The following is a 15906-nucleotide window of genomic DNA, read 5'->3' as shown; positions in this document are numbered from 1 at the left end:
AGCGACTTCGTCGCACGTGAGCAGAACTTCGTAGCCCACTACGAATTTCTGCTCACGACGACAGAGCCAGCAGCCAAAGCCCCGCATCGACTTCGGTCGGTGCGGGGTTTTGTCGTATACAGGGGCAGCGGTGAGTTTTCCGCGTGACGCGAGTCCGTACCGACATGACCAACCAAACACCCAGCACCATCGTGAACATCGGCGTGGCCATGTTCACCGTCGCGGACCAGGACAAGGCCCTCGAGTTCTATTCACGTGTGCTCGGCTTCGAGCTGCGCGATGACACGCGTTTCGGCCCCGAGGGCGAGTATCGGTGGGTCGAGGTGGCACCGCCCGGTTCGACGGCACGGCTCGCCCTGAATCCGCCGATGGGTGACTCGCCCGGCGGGTCCTCGATCGGTGTCGAAACTCCCGACGTCGGGGCGGAACATGCGCGACTGAGCGCGATCGGCGGTGTCGATATGGACGCAATCTCCGGGACAGAGGACGGTGCGCCGCCGATGTTCGTGCTTCGTGATCCCGACGGCAATATGGTGTGGGTCGTTCAGGCCTGACCCTGGGGAGGCCCATCTTCAGCGCATTGCCGGTACGGCGAACTTCGTCGTCTCGGGCTCGGCGCGGGGTTTCGACGGCTATCGTTGCCCAATGCGAAAGACTGTGCTCGTGCTCGCGATGGTCATGGCGTGGATCGTCGCGGGAGCCCTCCCGGCCGGTGCGGCACCCGGTGATGAGCCTTTGTGGTCCGGCGATTATTCGTTGATGCGGTTCGCAGCGAGCAAGACCGGCACGAGCGCGGCGGCGTCGCAGCGCGAACCGGATTTCTCCAACGTGTACACCTTCGCCTCCGACTGCACCGATGGAGAGTGCGTCGCCTCCGTTGTCGCCGGTCCACCACCGGCGAACGAGTCTCTCCAGAACCGCCCGATCGACTACATCTGGGACGGAACGAGTTGGGTGCACACCTATGACTGGGTGTGGGATTGCTTCAAGGGCGAAGGCGTTCCCAAGGACTACAACGATGCCCGCTCGGTAGCCACTTACACCCCGCAACCCGACGGCAGCTTGACGGGAGTATGGGAGACCACGATCTACGGCGGCTACTGCGACGGCACCGTGGTCATGAACGTTGCTGCGTACCCTGTCCCGGCGATACCCGTCCTGCCTCCGATGTTCGGTAGTAGCTGACCGGCCGCGGGTGCGTTCGACTGTTCATTCGTGATGGCAGACGGCCTCGAGGTCGATGCCGTTGAGGTCGCGAACGAAGGATCCGTAGTACGTGGCGTGGTACTCGGGCTGCAGGCCCGGAGGTCGTAACTCGACCGCTCCCGCCGACAGCGCCGCCGCGTGGAAGGCATCGACGGTGTCGCGATCCGGGGCGCTGAATGCGAGATGAGTATGCGGTCCGATGGCCGAACCCGGGGCGTCCACGATCCAGAAGAAGGGCTTCACCTGCGCCCAACCGAACGCGATCATGGCGAGCTGGTTCGCTTCGGGGGTGTGCGGTACCCGCATGATCTCGGTGATCCCCAGCGGTTTCAGTACAGCTCCGTAGAACTCGGCGCTGGCGTCGAGATCGGCGACGCCGGTGTTGAGGTGGTCGATCTGGGAGCCTGTGCGGTCGGTGTTTGTCATGCGCTCGAGTGTTGCCGACATCGCGGACGGCTTCGGTCCTGAATGCAAAGAAAGCTTCGTGTTCACTTCGCCGTTCGATCGATGACGGGCACAGTTCGCCCTGGTGCGAAACCCTCGAACGATGGTGAGACGGGCTAACGAGGTACGGATCGGTCAGGACATCTCCTTGCGGGCGGGGGCCACGCGTCGACAGTTCCTGACGTGGAGTGCGTTGGTGGGAGCGCTGGCGTTCACTCCCGAACTCGCAGGAACCACAGCGACAGCGGGTGCGCAGTCCGTGGTGACGCCCGATTACCCGTTCCGTCTCGGCGTGGCATCCGGCGACCCACTGCCAGACTCGGTGGTGCTGTGGACCAGGCTCGCCACCGATCCTTTTGCCCCGCTGGGTGGTATGACTCCCGGCGTTGTGCCGGTGCGGTGGCAGATCGCGGCGGACGAGAACTTCGCGCAGATGACCCGCGAAGGCATCGAGCTCGCCACCGAGTTCGACGGCTGGTCGATACACGTCGACGTCCGGGGCCTGGAGCCGGCTCGTGAGTACTTCTATCGCTTCCTCGTCGGCCCGCACGCCAGTCCGGTGGGACGCACCAAAACGGCACCGGCACTGGGTCAGCCGCTCAGCAGGCTCGATTTCGCGTGGGCCTCGTGCCAGAAGTGGGAGGACGGCTACTTCGGCGCGTACCAGGATCTGGCGGCGTCGAACCTGGATGTGGTGTTCTTTCTGGGCGACTACATCTACGAGTACGCCATCAAGGACGAGGGCGCACGCAAGGGCGAGCCACGCACCGAGTCGGCGGCTCGAGAAACCATGGTGCTGGGCGACTATCGGGATCGGTATGCCCTGTACAAGGCGGACGAGAACCTCGCTGCCGCTCATGCCTCGGCACCGTTCGTCTCCGCATTCGACGATCACGAGGTGGACAACAATTGGGCCTCGCAGATCAGCCAAGACGATGACGATCCGAAGCAGTTCCTGTTGCGCAGAGCCGACGCGTTCAAGGCGTGGTGGGAGAACACCCCTGTTCGTGCGAATCTGAAGCCCGTCGGGCCGGACATGACGGTCTATCGGCGGTTCTCGTTCGGCGATCTGGTGGATTTCTCGGTGCTGGACACGCGGCAGTACCGCAGCGATCAAGCGCACGGGGACGGCGAGCATGCGCAGGACGCCGAGACGGCTGATCCGTCGCGGACCATAACCGGTGCGGCACAGGAACAATGGATTCTCGACGGGTTCGCATCACCGTCGAGGTGGAACTTCTTGGCGCATCAGACGGTCATTTCCGATCTGGCCCGCGGACTCGGCAGCGATCGCAAGGTCGGGATGGATCCGTGGAGCGGATACGAGGCCTCGCGGCATCGCATCCTGGACGGGGCTCGGGATCGTGGCACGAAGAACGTCGCGTCGATCGTCGGCGACATTCATCGAACGATCGTGTCGGAACTGCGCCGCGACTACCAGGATCAGGCGTCGCCGATCCAAGGTGTGGAGATCGCGACCACGTCGATCGCGTCGGGCAAGGACGGTGCCGATGTCGACACCGCGGGTGCGGCCATCGCCGAAGCCTCACCGCACGTCAAGTACGGCAACGCTCGACGCGGCTATCTCCGCAGCACGCTGACGAACACCGAATGGCGTTCGGAGGTCAGGGTTCTCGATGCGGTGTCGACGCCAGGCAAGGCGGTACGCACAGCCGCGACCGTCACCGTCCCCGAAGGCCGCCCCGAGATTCAGCTCGGTTGACGCCGACGGTCACTGACGAATCGCGAACATCGGCATTGCAAGACCGAGCAGCATCACGGTGAACAGGAACCATGCCGCGCCTTGCCAGATCGGCCAGGTGCCACCGGCGCGGTAGGACTTGTATCCCAACGTGAGAGCCCCGATGCCGCCGAGGAAGCACACCGCAGGAACCGACGCGGCCAACACCGGATTGGTGCGGTCGACGAGGAGGAACACCGCGGTCAGCGCCGCGGCCACCGCTACGACGCCGGCAGAGTATCCCGCAGCTTTGCGGAGGGCACCGGGGTCGCTCCAGCGCTTCTCCACGTCGCGGTCGGCGATGGTGCGTTCGGTCGGATCGTTGACGGGTATATCTGTGGGCTACCCGTTCGGCGCGGGTCTACCCATTTCGAGTGGTCAGCGCCCGTCCGCGATGATCTGTGCCACGTTGCGCTCGGCGAGCGCAGTGATGGTCAGCGACGGGTTGGCGGCTCCGGTGCTGCCGGGAATCAGTGCACCGTCGACGACGTAGAGCCCGGGGTGGCCCTTCACGCGGCCGTAGCCGTCGGTGACGTCGCCCAGTACTGCGCCGCCGAGGGGGTGGGCGGTGAAGGTGTCGTCGACGTCGCGGGTGAACGGTTCGGCCGCGACGACGGTACCGCCGGCCTGCGCCATCCGATTCTGTACTGCGCGTAGGGCCTCGACGGTGTCTCGGCTGCCGCCCTTCGGCCAGTTCAGCGTCAATTGGTTCGTGGCGGAATCGAATCCGAAGTTCCCGCGTAGTGGATCGATGGTCATGCCCAGTGAGCCGATGAAACCCAGGTTCGTCGGAACGCCTGGCACATACCAGTTCTCGACGGTCAGCGGCAGTCCTGAGTCGTCGACGATGCGGGACGCGCAGGGCGCTCCCTGCGGTCCGGCGGACATCGGCCCGAGGGAGCGGGTCATCGAGGCGTCTCCGTTGGTGCCCCAACCGGTGCCGACGAACTCGTTGAGGTTCGCCAGCGCACCGGTGGTGCGGGCCCGCATCAGCAGCTCGGTGGTGCCGATGGATCCGGCTCCGAGAACGAGAGTGTCGCAGGTGACGGTGCGGGTCTCGACGACGTTGCCGAAGGGGTCCAGGCGTTCGACCTCGACGCGGTAGCGGCCGCCGGATTCGGTGCCGATCGCCGCGACGCGGTGGCTGTGGCACACGATCGCTCGGCCGGTGGCCTCGGCCTGGGGGATGTAGTTCTGCGTCAGGTCGTGCTTGGCGCCGTTGGAGTTGCCGAAGGTGCTCGCGCCGACGGTCGCGGACGGCCTCGAGCGCCCGCCGATCTCGTCGCGGACGACGTTCCAGTTCCAGTTGCCGTCCACTGCCTGAGGGGTGAAGCCTGCCCGTCGGGCGTGGTCGTCCCAGGTGCGCGAGTGTGCGAAGTTCGGGCTGTTGTAGACGTCCTCGGGCATCGGCGACGGCCGGAGCATCGAGCGGGCCTTGGGGTACCAGGTGGCGGCCATCTCGTCGTAGTCCAGTCGTCCGCCGAAGGAGAGGTCGAAGAACTTCTTGTCCGGGGCGATGGTCACGCCGGTGTAGACGATCGACCCGCCGCCGACGGCCGCGCCGCGCCAGACCGAGAGGTTCTCGTAGCGCGTGGTGTCGAGTACGCCGCCGAAGAGGTCGACCGGTCCGACGGGCATGCCGGTGATGTTGGTGAACGAGGTCTGCTGCCACAGTCCGCGTCCGTCGGCGGTCATGTCGGCGGTGAAGATCTCGCGCCACGGGTCGCGTGGCCAGCGCAGTCCACGTTCGAGGACGGTCACCTGGGTGCCGGCCTGCGCCATCCGAAGGGCGGCGGCGCTGGCACCGAAGCCGGAGCCGATGACGAGAACGGAGGAATGATCCGGTGGACGCGGGGGATCGGCGAACAGTTCGGGAACCAGTGATCGGATGCGGTCGGCACCGATGGGGAGTGCACCTGCTGTGGGCGAGCCCGCCATGCCCGCCGAGTTCAGGACCGGAGCGGCGGCAGCGCCGAGCATTCCGGCAGCGGCCAACCGCAGCAGTTGCCTTCGGTTCACGGAAAGTCCCCCTACTTGACTCACGGACAGCGTTGTCGATTCTGTCGTGTTTGCCGCGAGAAAGCGAACAGTTCGGTCGGTCTCGAGGATGCTTCCCAGCTCGGCCTCAGGTTTGCCTGTCAGACTCCGCTCATGGTTTCGGCATCGGTGGCTCTGTTACTGCTCGTCGCAGCGGTACTCGGCATCATGGCGCACCTTGTAAACGCGCGGGGCCAGGGGATGCTCGTTGCCGCGTCGTTGGCACATGTCCTCATGCTCGCCGCGGTGCCGGGCACTGCTCTCGCGGCGGTGGCGTTCGGGTGGTGGGGGCTGGCGGCAGGCGCGGCGGTACTGGCAGGCGCGGCCGCGACCCAGCTTCCACTGCAACGGCGCAGATTCGCACAAAGATCCGACGAGTCGAACCTGACAGTGCTACACGCCAACATCTGGCTGGGTCAGGCCGATCTCGACGCGTTGGTCGCGCTGGTCGAGCAGCACCGACCCGACGTGCTCACTCTCGTCGAACTGACGCCCGAGGCCGAGGCCCGTCTACGCCCGAGACTGTCCGAGTCGTTGCCACACGCGTACGTCAGCGCTGCGCCCGGCGGAGAGGGTGCCGGAATCTACAGCCGCTTCCCGCTCGTCGACGAGCAGCGCCACGACGGTTTCGTGACAGAACTGCTCTCCGCGCGGGTGGAGATGCCGGGCCGGCCTCTGGTGTTCGCGGTTCACCCCGTGCCGCCGTGGCCGAGGGAGCCGTCCGAATGGGTTCGTGAACTGGGGCTGTTGCGCCAGCTCTTGGCCAAGATCCCCGTCGACGACGGTCCCGTGGTGGTGGCGGGCGACTTCAACGCGACGCAGGATCATCGGCGGTACCGAGATCTACAGGATGGCCGGTTCGTCGATGCGGCGGTGGCCACCGGGGCGGGCATGCTCAGGACGTACCCGGCACACACCTGGTACCCGCCCGTCATCGCCATCGACCATGTACTGGTGGCAGGGCTGGCCGTTCGATCGGTCGAGGCAGTGACGATCGCGGGTTCCGACCACCGTGGCATCCTGGCTCGGCTGCAGCTCCGGCCCTAGCGTCAGGACTGTGCGGGCAACTGCTGCACCGACCACGTGTTGCCGTCGGGGTCGGCGAAGTACACGAACGTGCCCCAGCCCTCGTCCTTGGGTGGATCGATGGTCAGGCCCGCCGACGTGAGGTGCTCGTAGGCCTGCTGCACGTCGTCCACGACCATCAGCATCCCGGCCCCCTTGCCCGGCTCTGCGTCGGTGATGTGCTCGCCGATCGCGATGGAGCACGCCGAGCCCGGGGGAGTGAGCTGGACGTACCGGATGCCGTCCCAGGGGCGAGCATCGTGGTCGGCGACGAAGCCGATCGAGACGTAGAAGTCCTTGGCGCGATCGACGTCGGTGACGGCCAACGTGACGAGTTCGATCTTCATGGTGAGGTTCATGGAGCAATACTGACGCCGATTGCGGACGCATTCGGTCCGCGTCGAACGAACAATTCGAGAAATATGCCCGACGCCTCGTCGGTTGAGATATCCGTGTTCTTCTCCCTCCTCGACAGATCCCGTACTCGGTCCGGAATGGACGATGCCTCGGCGCTGCGGCATACCGTCGAGCGGGCAGTGCATGCAGAGAAGATCGGGCTGCATCGGTTCTGGGTGGCCGAGCATCACGGCGTACCCGGCATCGCGTCGGGGGCGCCTGCGGTTCTGGCGGCCGCGGTGGCGTCGCGTACCTCGCGCATTCGCGTCGGATCCGGCGGTGTGATGCTGCCCAACCATCAGCCGCTGATCGTTGCCGAGCAGTTCCTGATGCTGGAGTCTCTCTTTCCCGGCCGGATCGATCTCGGCGTCGGCCGTTCCCTCGGTTTCACCGAACCGGTCCGGGCCGCATTGCGCCGAGATCGTCACGCGCCCGATACCTTCGAGGCCGACATCGCCGAGTTGCGTTCGTATCTCGACGGTTCGGCACCGGTGACGGCCCGGCCCGCCGCCCCGGCTCCGCCGGTGTTCGTTCTCGCGACCGGTGCCGGTCTCGAGGTTGCCGCCCGCGCTGGGCTTCCGGTCGTCGTCGGTGGACCGGTGCTCCAGCGTGATGACCCATTGGCGTTGTATCGCAAGCACTTTCGGTCTACGGCGACCAATCCCGAACCGTACGTGATCGTCTCGCTCGACGTGACCATCGCAGCGGACGCTGCCGATGCCCGCAGGCTCGCCGTGCCGGAGGCGTGGGCGATGGCCAGGTCCAGGCGCGAGGGCGAGTTCCCGGCTCTCGAACCGGCGTCGGCGATCGATGAATCGCAGTGGACGTCGCAGACGCGCGACAGAATCGAGGCGTCCCTCGCGTCGAGCATCCTCGGCACGGCCGGGCAGGTCCGCCCGAGGCTCGAAGAGGTGATCGAGCGCACCGGTGCGAACGAGATCATGGCCTCGACGTCCACGTACGATCGCGCCGACTTGTTCGACGCCGATGCCGCGTTCGCTCAGCTCGCGGGGGTGGCGGGCTGAACCGGTGCTGTCGCCGCCAGGGCCGCTACGAGGTCGCGCTGAATGTCGGTGATGGGCACGGTCGCGTCGACGACGGCCGATACCGGTAGCCGCAACCGACGGTCGGCTTCCGTGCGGAAGACCAGGCCCGTTTTGGGGGTGCTGTCGGCGGTGCTGGCATACAGGATGGACCAGCATTGCGGGTGGTTGAGGAGTTCGGCGCTGGCGGTGTGATCGGACGCCACGGGCGGGCCGAAGCTCAGCGGCAGTCCGCTGCGCTTCATCTCGCGCTCGATCACCCGGTGCAGCAGAATCTGCTCGCTGCGTTTGGGCAGCAGCAACGGGTAGTCGGCGAGCTGGCTCAGGCTCGGGTTGTCCTCCCCGGCGAGGGGATGGCCCTCGGCGAGCACGACGACGAGGTCCTCGGTCCACAGCTCGGTCACGTGCAGGCCGGAGCGTTCGACGCTGCCGCGGATCAGCGCCACCTGACAGTCCCCTGACGTCACCGCTTCGATCTGTTCTGCGAATCGTTTCAGGACGAAGTCGATCTCGGCGTCGGGGTGGCGCTCGCGTACCGCGACGATGGCGGCGATGGCGTTGGCCGCGAACGTCATGTTTCCGGTCAGGCGTAGTTGGTTTCGCTTGCGCGTCGTCAACGCCAGGGCGGCCTGCTCGAGCTCCACCATGTGCCGGGCGATGGAGACCAATTGTGCTCCGACAACGGTCAATCGGACGGTACGAGAGGTGCGCTCGAACAGGGGCTCGCCGATCTCTCGTTCCAGCTTGGAGATCTGCAGGCTGATCGCCGATTGCGAGACGTAGCAGCGCTCGGCAGCGCGCGAGAAGTTCAGTTCCTCCCCGACCGCGAGGAAGTACTTCAGTTGCCGCAGTTCCATGAACACGTCCAATCATGAGTTCTACTCATGGATGCTATTTCAACTTCCGCGTTGATAGACCACCGAGGTCGGAGTTTCATGGAGGTAGTTCTTCGTTATGGGAAAGACTCGAGCCGAAAAGGGAAGTGCTGTGCAAACGTACGACGTCGTCATCGTGGGATCGGGATTCGGAGCATTGGCCGCCGCCAAGTCTCTGGGCAAGGCCGGTGTGACGTTCTCGCTGATCTCCAGCACCACCGAACACCTCTTTCAGCCGTTGCTCTACCAGGCCGCCACCGGGATGCTGTCGACGGGCGAGATCGCCCCGCCGATCAGGCGCATCCTCGCGCAGTACGACTCCGCCGACGTCCGTCTCGGACGCGTCGTCGATGTCGATCCCGAGGCTCACCAGGTGACCTACGTCGGCGGTGGCCAGAGCCACACCATCGGCTTCGGCCGTCTCATCGTCGCCACCGGTGCCACCCAGGCGTACTTCGGCCGCGACGAGTTCAAGGACCGCACGTTCGCCCTCAAGACCGTCGACGACGCGATCGCGCTGCGTGAGCAGATTCTGAGCTGCTACGAAACCGCGCACCTGACCACCGATCCGGCTGCTCGCAAGGAGCTGTTGAGCTTCGTCGTCGTCGGTGCAGGCGCGACGGGTGTCGAGTTGGCCGGTCAGATCAGGGATCTCGCGCACCGCTACTTCGCCGGATCGTTCCCGGACATCGAACCCGACGACGTCACGGTCACCCTCGTCGACGGAGTCAAGGAAGTGCTGCCCGCATTCGGCGGCAAGCTCAGCGCGTACGCCCGCACGAAGCTCGAGAAGTCGGGCGTCGACGTCGTCACCGGGGGCATGGTCACCGACATCGCCGACGACGTCGTCACGGTGCAGGACGTCGACACCAAGACTTCGCGTACCTACCCGGCCAAGACCGTCATCTGGTCGGCCGGCGTTCAGGCGAGCGACCTGGCGGCCACTGTCGCCGAGCGCACCGGATGTGAAACCGACCGTGCCGGACGCCTTCTCGTACACGACGACCTGACGGTCGGCTCGGCGAAGGACATCTACGCGATCGGCGACGTGACGTCGTTGAACAAGCTCCCCGGCCAGTCACCGGTGGCGATGCAGCAGGGTAGGCACGTGGCGAAGATGATCATCGGAAAGGTCGATGCGGGAACGCCGTTCAAATACACCGACAAGGGCAGTATGTCGATCGTCGGTCGATTCAGCGCTGTCGCAAGGCTGTTCGGCAAGGTCGACATGTCGGGACCGATCGCCTGGCTCATGTGGCTCGCCGTGCACCTGATGTACCTGGTCGGGTTCCGCAACCGCTACGTCGCCGTGGTCTCGTGGATGACCTCGTACATCGGCGACAAGCGACCGCACTTCCAGTACACCGATCACTCCGCTTCGGCAACCGAGCTGACCGGCAAGACCTCGGACGAGGAGCGAAAGGCCGCCTAGCTGCTCACCAGGCCGTTGCGGTAGGCCCAGATCACCACGTGGACTCGGGTGTTGACGTCGAGTTTGCGGCAGATGTTCCCGACGTGAGTTTTGACTGTGCTCTGTTCGAGCTGCAGTGCACGGGCGATCTCGTTGTTGCCCAGGCCCTTCGCCAGCAGTTGAACCACTTCCATTTCGCGCAGACTCAGGTCGTGTTGCGGTGCAACGGGAGTGGTTCGACTCGGCGTGCCCCGGCGCGCGAACTCGGCCATCAAGCGCGGGGTCAGTCGTGGGGAGAGCGCCGCCCCGCCACCGGCCACTGTGACCACTGCATCGGCGAGTTCGTCGGGATCGGTGTCCTTGAGCAGGAATCCGGCTGCCCCGCTGTCGAGGGCGGCGAACACGTACTCGTCGAGGTCGAACGTGGTGACGACGATGACGCGAACGCTGTCGAACTGCGCCAGTATCTCTCGCGTGGCGGTCAGCCCATCGCCGTTCGGCATCCTGATGTCCATCAGCACGACGTCCGGCCGCAGTATCGATACCTGGTGCACGGCATGCTGTCCCGAGCTCGCGTGCCCGACGACCTCGATGTCGGGATTGCCGGCGAGGAACAGCTCGAACCCCTGCCGAACCACGGGCTGATCGTCGGCGATGAGTACGGTGATCATGCTGGTATCTCGATCATACGAACAGCTCTGGGGGCCGAGAGATCATTCCGCCCATGGGCAGTCGAGCGCGCACGGTCCACGTTGTTCGGTCGTCGGACAATCCGGCATCGAGGGTGCCGCCGAGTAGTGCGGCACGCTCCCGCATTCCCGGGATGCCGAAGCCCTGACCCGCAGGCTCGTGCAGTTCGGAGCCGGCCGGTGGCATCGTATTGGTGACGGTCACCTCGATGGCCGAGGATCGATCGGATACGTCGACGCGCACATCGCAGCTCGGCGCGTGGACTCGGGCATTGGACAACGACTCTTGAACGATGCGGTAGCACGTCAGTTGCACGGCGCTGTCTGTGCCACTTATCTTGTCGGCATCGCCGAAGACGTCGGCGTCGATGCGCCCGAACGATATTCGAGACTGTTCGATCAGCTCGGCGATGTCGGAGATCATCGGTTGCGGTGCACGGTCGGTGTCGCTCGGTCGCAGGATGCCGACGATCTGACGCAGGCTGTCGAGGGTGCGCTGGCCGTGTCCGATTGCGCCGGTAAGTAGTTCGCGTGCCTGCTCGGGGTTGCTCGTGATGAGCGTCTTCGATGCCTTGGCCTGGATCAGCATGCCGGTCAGGTGGTGAGCCGCGACATCGTGGAGCTCGCGTGCCATGGTCTTTCGTTCGTTGTCCAGGGTCTCGTCCAATCGCCTCCGGTGTTCGAGTTCGGCTCGGTCGAGTGCAGCCTCGCTCTCGAGTTCCTGCGCGCGGTTCCGGGCGATGTACTTGCCCAGTGCGATGAGCACCGTGTAATTGATGGCGAGATTCGCGATCTGCTCGGTGATCACTCCGATCGTGCCACCGGGACCGGTTGCGGCGTTCGGGTAGGACAGTCCGGTATCGACGCTGACAGCGATGTCGAGGATCAACCCGACGGCGATGGGGGCGAACAGGCGTGGCCCGGTCACCCGAATTGCCAAGGCCGCGATGGCAAACCAGTACAGCGGGGTGAACCCGAGAGTTCGGTCCGGCAGAACCAGGATCAGGGCGACGCTGATCGCTACCACCGACAGGTAAGCCGTGACCGGAAACGATCGGCGCATGCACGCACCGCGGTCATCGCCAGCAGGGCAACGACACTCACTGCGATCAAGGGTGGGCTGCCGACGAGTTCGTTTCCGGTGTCACCGACCATGCCGGTGGAGAGTTGGAATCCGGCGTAGACGAGCGTGGCCAGAAGCATCTCGATCGGCAGCACAACGGGATTGCGTGGCCGCCAGGACGGGCGAAGTGTGCGCAGCACGCGGTGAAAACCCAGCACGCGGTGAAAACCCCGTACCCGGTAACCGCCCAGCATCAGAGTCGACTCCGTTCTCCTGCCGCATCTTTCGAGTTCTTCGTACCCGCAGTTTTGGAACCCAGCACCCACAGCGGTCCGGTGACGAACCAGAAGAAGGTGATGACGCCGAGCGGCTGGATCACGGTCTTCAGTGCTGCTGCCTGCTCCGAGTCTGCCACGGTGTAGGCCAGTGCGTAGGTGATCACCAGCGCGATAGCGGCAGCGATCAACCACTTCACGAATCCCCGGATCTCGTTGCGGTAGGCCTGCGGACCGGCTTTCGGGGGCTTGACAGGTGCGGGTCCGCCGGCGAATCGGTGCGCGAAGCGCACGTCGAGCCAGGCCACCGTCGAGTGCGCGAACACGACGGTCCAGCCGAAATAGATGCCGGCGAGGCGATGCGCGAATTCGACCTCGCCGCCCCGGTGCAGATCGAGCGCCACGGCCGCAATCAATACGATGTCGAGGACCGGGAGCAGGGCCAGGGTGACGGTGCTGGCGCGTCGCATGCGCGCTACGTAGCGCAGGCAGAGGCCACCGATCACCAGAACCCAGAAGCCGACCTCGCAGATCGCGATGGTGAGCAGAATCGGATTGTTCATGGGCCCGATCTCACCGCAGCCGCCGTGCGCGCGGTACCCCCGCGGAGGCGTCGTACCTGGTGGTTCGGCCGAAGGTACGACGCTGCGCTCCACCGAAAGTCGTAGCCGACCGCGCTACTGTGGAAGTACGCATACAGGACATACGAAACCCGGGAGTCGACGATGGCAGGCAAGAAGATCGACAGAGTGCACGCACAGTCCGCGCTGGAGACAGTTCGCGAGAATCCCGGCATTGCGTTGATCGCTGCCGCGCCCGCATTGGTGGTGCTGGCTCTGGTGTGGTGGCTGCTCGGATTCCCCGCCGCGTTGATTCTGCTGATCGCCGCAGGTGGGGCCGGCTACCTGTACCTCAGGAACCGCTAGTCAGGACTCGGGGCGGGTCTCTTCGGCGCGCGGGATGCAGAACTCGGTGATGGTGGCCGTCCCTGCAGCCACCTCTGCCCAGGACGACTCGGTGGTCAGCACTGCGATTGCCGAGGTGGGAAAGCGGTGTCGCACCTCGCGGGCCAGGTCGGTGTCGTCGTCGGCCGCCAGTTCGAGTGCGGTCCAGGGGATTCCGGGCTCGTGCCCGACGACCAGCAAGGTCGAGACGGTGACGTCGTCGAAGTACGTGTCGGCCAGTCGGATTTCGTCGATGATCTCGTCGGCGGATCCGCCGTAGATGTCGCGTTCGAAGCGGGTGGGAGCGTCGCTCAGACCGGTGGCCGCGAGAGTTTCGCGGGTGCGCAGAGCCGTCGAGCACAGCACTGCGTCGACGCTGCCGACGTGCTCGCTGATCCAGGCTCCGGCCAGTCCGGCCTCGCGCTGGCCACGTGCGGCCAGGGGGCGTTCGTGATCCGGTACTCCGTCGGGGTAGCCGGATTTGCCGTGCCGCATCAGCACGAGGGTCCTAGTGGTCGCCATGCCGTCCACCGTAAACGGTCAGGGCGACGGGATCGGGGAGAACGTCCGCCTGTTCCGGGAACACGAACTTGCGCATCGCCCACCACCGGAAGGCGGTTGCCAGCAAGGTGCCGATGATGGATCCGCTGACGAAGTCGGCGATGTTCTCGGTGAGGAAGGACACGTTCGGCGAACGCAGATCCAGCATGTAACTCGACACCCACAGCGGTAGCTGGTTGATTGCCAGACCGGTTCCGGCAACGGCGAAGAATAGTGCTGCCTCGTGGTGGCGACGTCGTCCGCCGCGCGCTGTGAACGACCATTCCCGGTTGAGGATGTACGACACGATGGTCGCGATCAGCACGGCCAGAACGTTCGCTGTCACGGGCTTGTCCTGCAGGATCGTCCACTTCAGGCCGAAGAACAGGACCACGGTGACGACGAAGGTGATCGCTCCGACGATCAGGAACTTGAGGGCCTCGGCGTGCTTGACGAGGGGCTCGAGCCAGCGCTGGGGAACGTGGTCGGTGAGGCGGTCGGACACATGCATCCCATCGACGTTACCTCGAGTAACGGATCCGGCCGGATTCGTTGCAGCTGACGGGACCGGCTAGAGCCGCGTCTTCAGGTAGTCCTGCAACATCCGACGCACCTCGTCGGCCGCGAGTTGCTCGGGATACGTCACTGCCTGCAGCGTCAGCCCGTCGATGAAGGTATGCAGTTCGGCCGCTGCACGTTCGTCCGCGGCGCTGTCGAAGATGAAGGCGGGGGAGTTCGGTCGATCGAGATCGTGCAGGTGCGCCCACGCGAGCCGACACAGGTACCGGCTGCCGAACCACCCGGCCGTCTTGAGGGAGGCGAGTCGCTCGTCGACTCTGGCACGCACGATCGCTTCCAGCCACACCGACGCCTCGGCGCGGCGGTCCTCGTCGAGTGGCAGCAACTCCTCGAGAACGCGGATTGCGCGAACGAGGCCGTCACCATAGGTCGGGTGCGCCTCCAACCGATGCACGACGCGTTGCGTCATGGCCTCGGCCGCAAACAGCACCAGTTCTCCCTGGTCGGAGAAGTAGTAGCGAAGTGATCCGGGGGAGACGCCTGCCTCGGCGGCGACACTGCGAACCGTCGCCCCGTCCATTCCCGACCGCTCGATGACGCGCCACACGGCGGCGACGATCTCCGCCCGGCGTGCGTCGTGGTCGACGATCTTCGGCATCGGTCTGTTCTAGCACGAGGAAATCTTTTCCACACAACTGTGCTGAAATCCTGTTACGGTACAGCTGTGTTAATTCAGCTGCCCGGACTCGCGCTGGTGGACAGCATCGGCATCGGGACTCTTGCGGTTCCGTTGTGGATGATGCTGTGGCCGTCGTTCCGTGCGCGTGTCGTTCTGCTGCATCTGAGCGTGTTGGGACTGCTCTATCTCGGGGTTGGCATTGCTGTGTGGGCGGCCACCGATGGCCTGAGCGTTGCTGTTCCTGGCGACGCGCGGATTCGGTTGGCGGTGGGTCTTGCGCTTTTGATCATGGGCCTGGTCTGTGACCGTCGGCGGCAAGCTCCGAAGGCTGCGTGGTGGACGCGGCCCCCGGGAACTGTTCGCGGGGTGGTCCTGCTCGCGGTCGCTGTGGGCGCGGTGGAGGTGGCGACGATGCTGCCTTACTTCGCAGCGATCGACGCGGTCGGTGATGCCGGGCTGGGGTGGGGGTTGTCGGCGCTGCTGCTCGCGGCGTACGTGCTCGTGACGCTGTCACCTGCTCTCGTCCTGCTTGCCGTCAGAGTACTTGCGCAGGAACGTGTTTCGTCGATCACGCCAACTCTGCTCCGGCGCGTGGACCGCTGGAGTGGGGACGTGTGGGCGACGGTGTCGGTGGTGCTGGGCGCACTACTGGCAGCGGATGCGGCAATCGAATTGAACCTGGTTTGAACCGATGAGAGGGGACGCAATGAGTGCTCGAGATATACGCAGCATCGTCACGATTGTTGTCGGCGCTGCGCTGGCGCTGTTCTTTTGGGACCTGCAAGTGTTCTGGTTCCAGGGCGGCCCGATCGGCTGTGTTCTGGTGGTGCTCGCGATGGTCGACGTCTGGGAATCGCGTCGCGGCACCCCGAAGAAGGGGCTGCTCGCCGAATTGCGAGACGACATCGTCGGCGCGAAGGATGCGAGCGACACATCCGAGCGTGACACTCGGCCGTGAGTGGCATCCCCGGTTCCGTAT

21 protein-coding genes are annotated in these 15906 nt (G+C 65.2%); 9 read left to right on the top strand and 12 right to left on the bottom strand.

What is annotated here, in order from left to right; genetic code table 11:
• Positions 1-164 precede the first annotated feature (164 nt).
• Both MTX35_RS16775 and MTX35_RS16770 read left to right on the top strand, forming a co-directional pair.
• Positions 165-554, top strand: coding sequence for a VOC family protein (locus MTX35_RS16775; RefSeq protein WP_243596071.1), 390 nt, complete (start codon positions 165-167; stop codon positions 552-554).
• Between the two features lie 91 nt (positions 555-645).
• Complete coding sequence (locus MTX35_RS16770; RefSeq protein ID WP_243596070.1) at positions 646-1185, top strand: hypothetical protein; 540 nt, start codon at positions 646-648, stop codon at positions 1183-1185.
• Positions 1186-1209: 24 nt separating this feature from the next.
• Here the strand turns inward: MTX35_RS16770 and MTX35_RS16765 are convergent, their stop codons facing one another.
• Complete coding sequence (locus MTX35_RS16765; protein WP_243596069.1) at positions 1210-1632, bottom strand: VOC family protein; 423 nt, start codon at positions 1630-1632, stop codon at positions 1210-1212.
• Positions 1633-1753: 121 nt separating this feature from the next.
• Here MTX35_RS16765 and MTX35_RS16760 point away from each other — a divergent pair, with 121 nt between their 5' ends.
• Positions 1754-3373 (top strand): alkaline phosphatase, encoded by a 1620-nt coding sequence (locus MTX35_RS16760; protein WP_243596068.1) that lies wholly within the window; start codon positions 1754-1756, stop codon positions 3371-3373.
• A gap of 9 nt (positions 3374-3382) precedes the next feature.
• Here the strand turns inward: MTX35_RS16760 and MTX35_RS16755 are convergent, their stop codons facing one another.
• Together MTX35_RS16755 and MTX35_RS16750 are read right to left on the bottom strand one after the other, a co-directional pair.
• A complete protein-coding gene (locus MTX35_RS16755) occupies positions 3383-3679 on the bottom strand; it encodes a hypothetical protein (protein WP_243596067.1) in 297 nt (98 codons plus the stop codon).
• 90 nt (positions 3680-3769) lie between these two features.
• Positions 3770-5410, bottom strand: coding sequence for a GMC oxidoreductase (locus MTX35_RS16750; protein WP_243596066.1), 1641 nt, complete (start codon positions 5408-5410; stop codon positions 3770-3772).
• Positions 5411-5542: 132 nt separating this feature from the next.
• Here MTX35_RS16750 and MTX35_RS16745 point away from each other — a divergent pair, with 132 nt between their 5' ends.
• Positions 5543-6475, top strand: coding sequence for an endonuclease/exonuclease/phosphatase family protein (locus tag MTX35_RS16745; protein ID WP_243596065.1), 933 nt, complete (start codon positions 5543-5545; stop codon positions 6473-6475).
• 2 nt (positions 6476-6477) lie between these two features.
• Here MTX35_RS16745 and MTX35_RS16740 read toward each other — a convergent pair whose 3' ends face one another.
• On the bottom strand, positions 6478-6852 hold the full coding sequence (locus tag MTX35_RS16740) for a VOC family protein (RefSeq protein WP_243596064.1): 375 nt from the start codon (positions 6850-6852) through the stop codon (positions 6478-6480).
• 93 nt (positions 6853-6945) lie between these two features.
• On the opposite strand from MTX35_RS16740, the gene MTX35_RS16735 reads away from it, so the two are divergent.
• Positions 6946-7914, top strand: a complete 969-nt coding sequence (locus MTX35_RS16735) for an MsnO8 family LLM class oxidoreductase (RefSeq protein WP_243596063.1) — start codon at positions 6946-6948, stop codon at positions 7912-7914.
• Here MTX35_RS16735 and MTX35_RS16730 read toward each other — a convergent pair.
• Positions 7890-8789, bottom strand: a complete 900-nt coding sequence (locus MTX35_RS16730) for a LysR substrate-binding domain-containing protein (protein WP_243596062.1) — start codon at positions 8787-8789, stop codon at positions 7890-7892. The two genes, MTX35_RS16735 and MTX35_RS16730, sit on opposite strands and share 25 nt — an antisense overlap.
• Positions 8790-8919: 130 nt before the next feature.
• Here MTX35_RS16730 and MTX35_RS16725 point away from each other — a divergent pair, with 130 nt between their 5' ends.
• Entirely contained in the window at positions 8920-10239 is a 1320-nt protein-coding gene (locus MTX35_RS16725; RefSeq protein ID WP_243596061.1) for an NAD(P)/FAD-dependent oxidoreductase, read from the top strand.
• Here the strand turns inward: MTX35_RS16725 and MTX35_RS16720 are convergent.
• From MTX35_RS16720 to MTX35_RS16705, 4 genes are read right to left on the bottom strand one after another with little or no spacing between them, the layout of a single operon-like run.
• Positions 10236-10889, bottom strand: coding sequence for a response regulator transcription factor (locus tag MTX35_RS16720; RefSeq protein ID WP_243596060.1), 654 nt, complete (start codon positions 10887-10889; stop codon positions 10236-10238). The genes MTX35_RS16725 and MTX35_RS16720 overlap by 4 nt on opposite strands.
• Positions 10890-10902: 13 nt before the next feature.
• On the bottom strand, positions 10903-11970 hold the full coding sequence (locus tag MTX35_RS16715; RefSeq protein WP_243596059.1) for a sensor histidine kinase: 1068 nt from the start codon (positions 11968-11970) through the stop codon (positions 10903-10905).
• A complete protein-coding gene (locus tag MTX35_RS16710; RefSeq protein ID WP_243596058.1) occupies positions 11928-12224 on the bottom strand; it encodes a hypothetical protein in 297 nt (98 codons plus the stop codon). Before MTX35_RS16710 ends, MTX35_RS16715 begins: the two co-directional genes overlap by 43 nt.
• On the bottom strand, positions 12224-12808 hold the full coding sequence (locus MTX35_RS16705) for a hypothetical protein (protein ID WP_243596057.1): 585 nt from the start codon (positions 12806-12808) through the stop codon (positions 12224-12226). The genes MTX35_RS16710 and MTX35_RS16705 overlap by 1 nt, the downstream gene beginning before the upstream one ends.
• 162 nt (positions 12809-12970) lie before the next feature.
• On the opposite strand from MTX35_RS16705, the gene MTX35_RS16700 reads away from it, so the two are divergent.
• Positions 12971-13171 (top strand): hypothetical protein, encoded by a 201-nt coding sequence (locus MTX35_RS16700; protein ID WP_068053408.1) that lies wholly within the window; start codon positions 12971-12973, stop codon positions 13169-13171.
• On the opposite strand, the gene MTX35_RS16695 is transcribed toward MTX35_RS16700, so the two are convergent.
• Genes MTX35_RS16695 through MTX35_RS16685 form a run of 3 tightly spaced genes read right to left on the bottom strand, consistent with a single transcriptional unit; the run spans position 13172 to position 14906 of the window.
• Positions 13172-13711: a histidine phosphatase family protein gene (locus tag MTX35_RS16695; RefSeq protein ID WP_243596056.1), complete on the bottom strand. Its 540-nt coding sequence runs from the start codon at positions 13709-13711 to the stop codon at positions 13172-13174. It lies immediately after the preceding gene.
• Entirely contained in the window at positions 13698-14240 is a 543-nt protein-coding gene (locus tag MTX35_RS16690) for a GtrA family protein (protein ID WP_243596055.1), read from the bottom strand. Before MTX35_RS16690 ends, MTX35_RS16695 begins: the two co-directional genes overlap by 14 nt.
• Positions 14241-14300: 60 nt before the next feature.
• Complete coding sequence (locus tag MTX35_RS16685) at positions 14301-14906, bottom strand: TetR/AcrR family transcriptional regulator (RefSeq protein ID WP_243596054.1); 606 nt, start codon at positions 14904-14906, stop codon at positions 14301-14303.
• Positions 14907-14972: 66 nt separating this feature from the next.
• Between MTX35_RS16685 and MTX35_RS16680 the strand changes: the two genes are divergently transcribed.
• The gene (locus MTX35_RS16680; protein WP_243596053.1) at positions 14973-15614 is read left to right on the top strand and encodes a GAP family protein; all 642 of its coding nucleotides are present in this window, start codon (positions 14973-14975) and stop codon (positions 15612-15614) included.
• Between the two features lie 19 nt (positions 15615-15633).
• Positions 15634-15885: a hypothetical protein gene (locus tag MTX35_RS16675; RefSeq protein ID WP_243596052.1), complete on the top strand. Its 252-nt coding sequence runs from the start codon at positions 15634-15636 to the stop codon at positions 15883-15885.
• Positions 15886-15906 lie beyond the last annotated feature (21 nt).

Source organism: Rhodococcus sp. ARC_M12, from assembly GCF_022810385.1.
In the GTDB taxonomy this organism is placed as follows: Bacteria; Actinomycetota; Actinomycetes; order Mycobacteriales; family Mycobacteriaceae; genus Rhodococcoides; species Rhodococcoides navarretei.
This window is presented reverse-complemented; position numbering and strand designations above follow the sequence as displayed.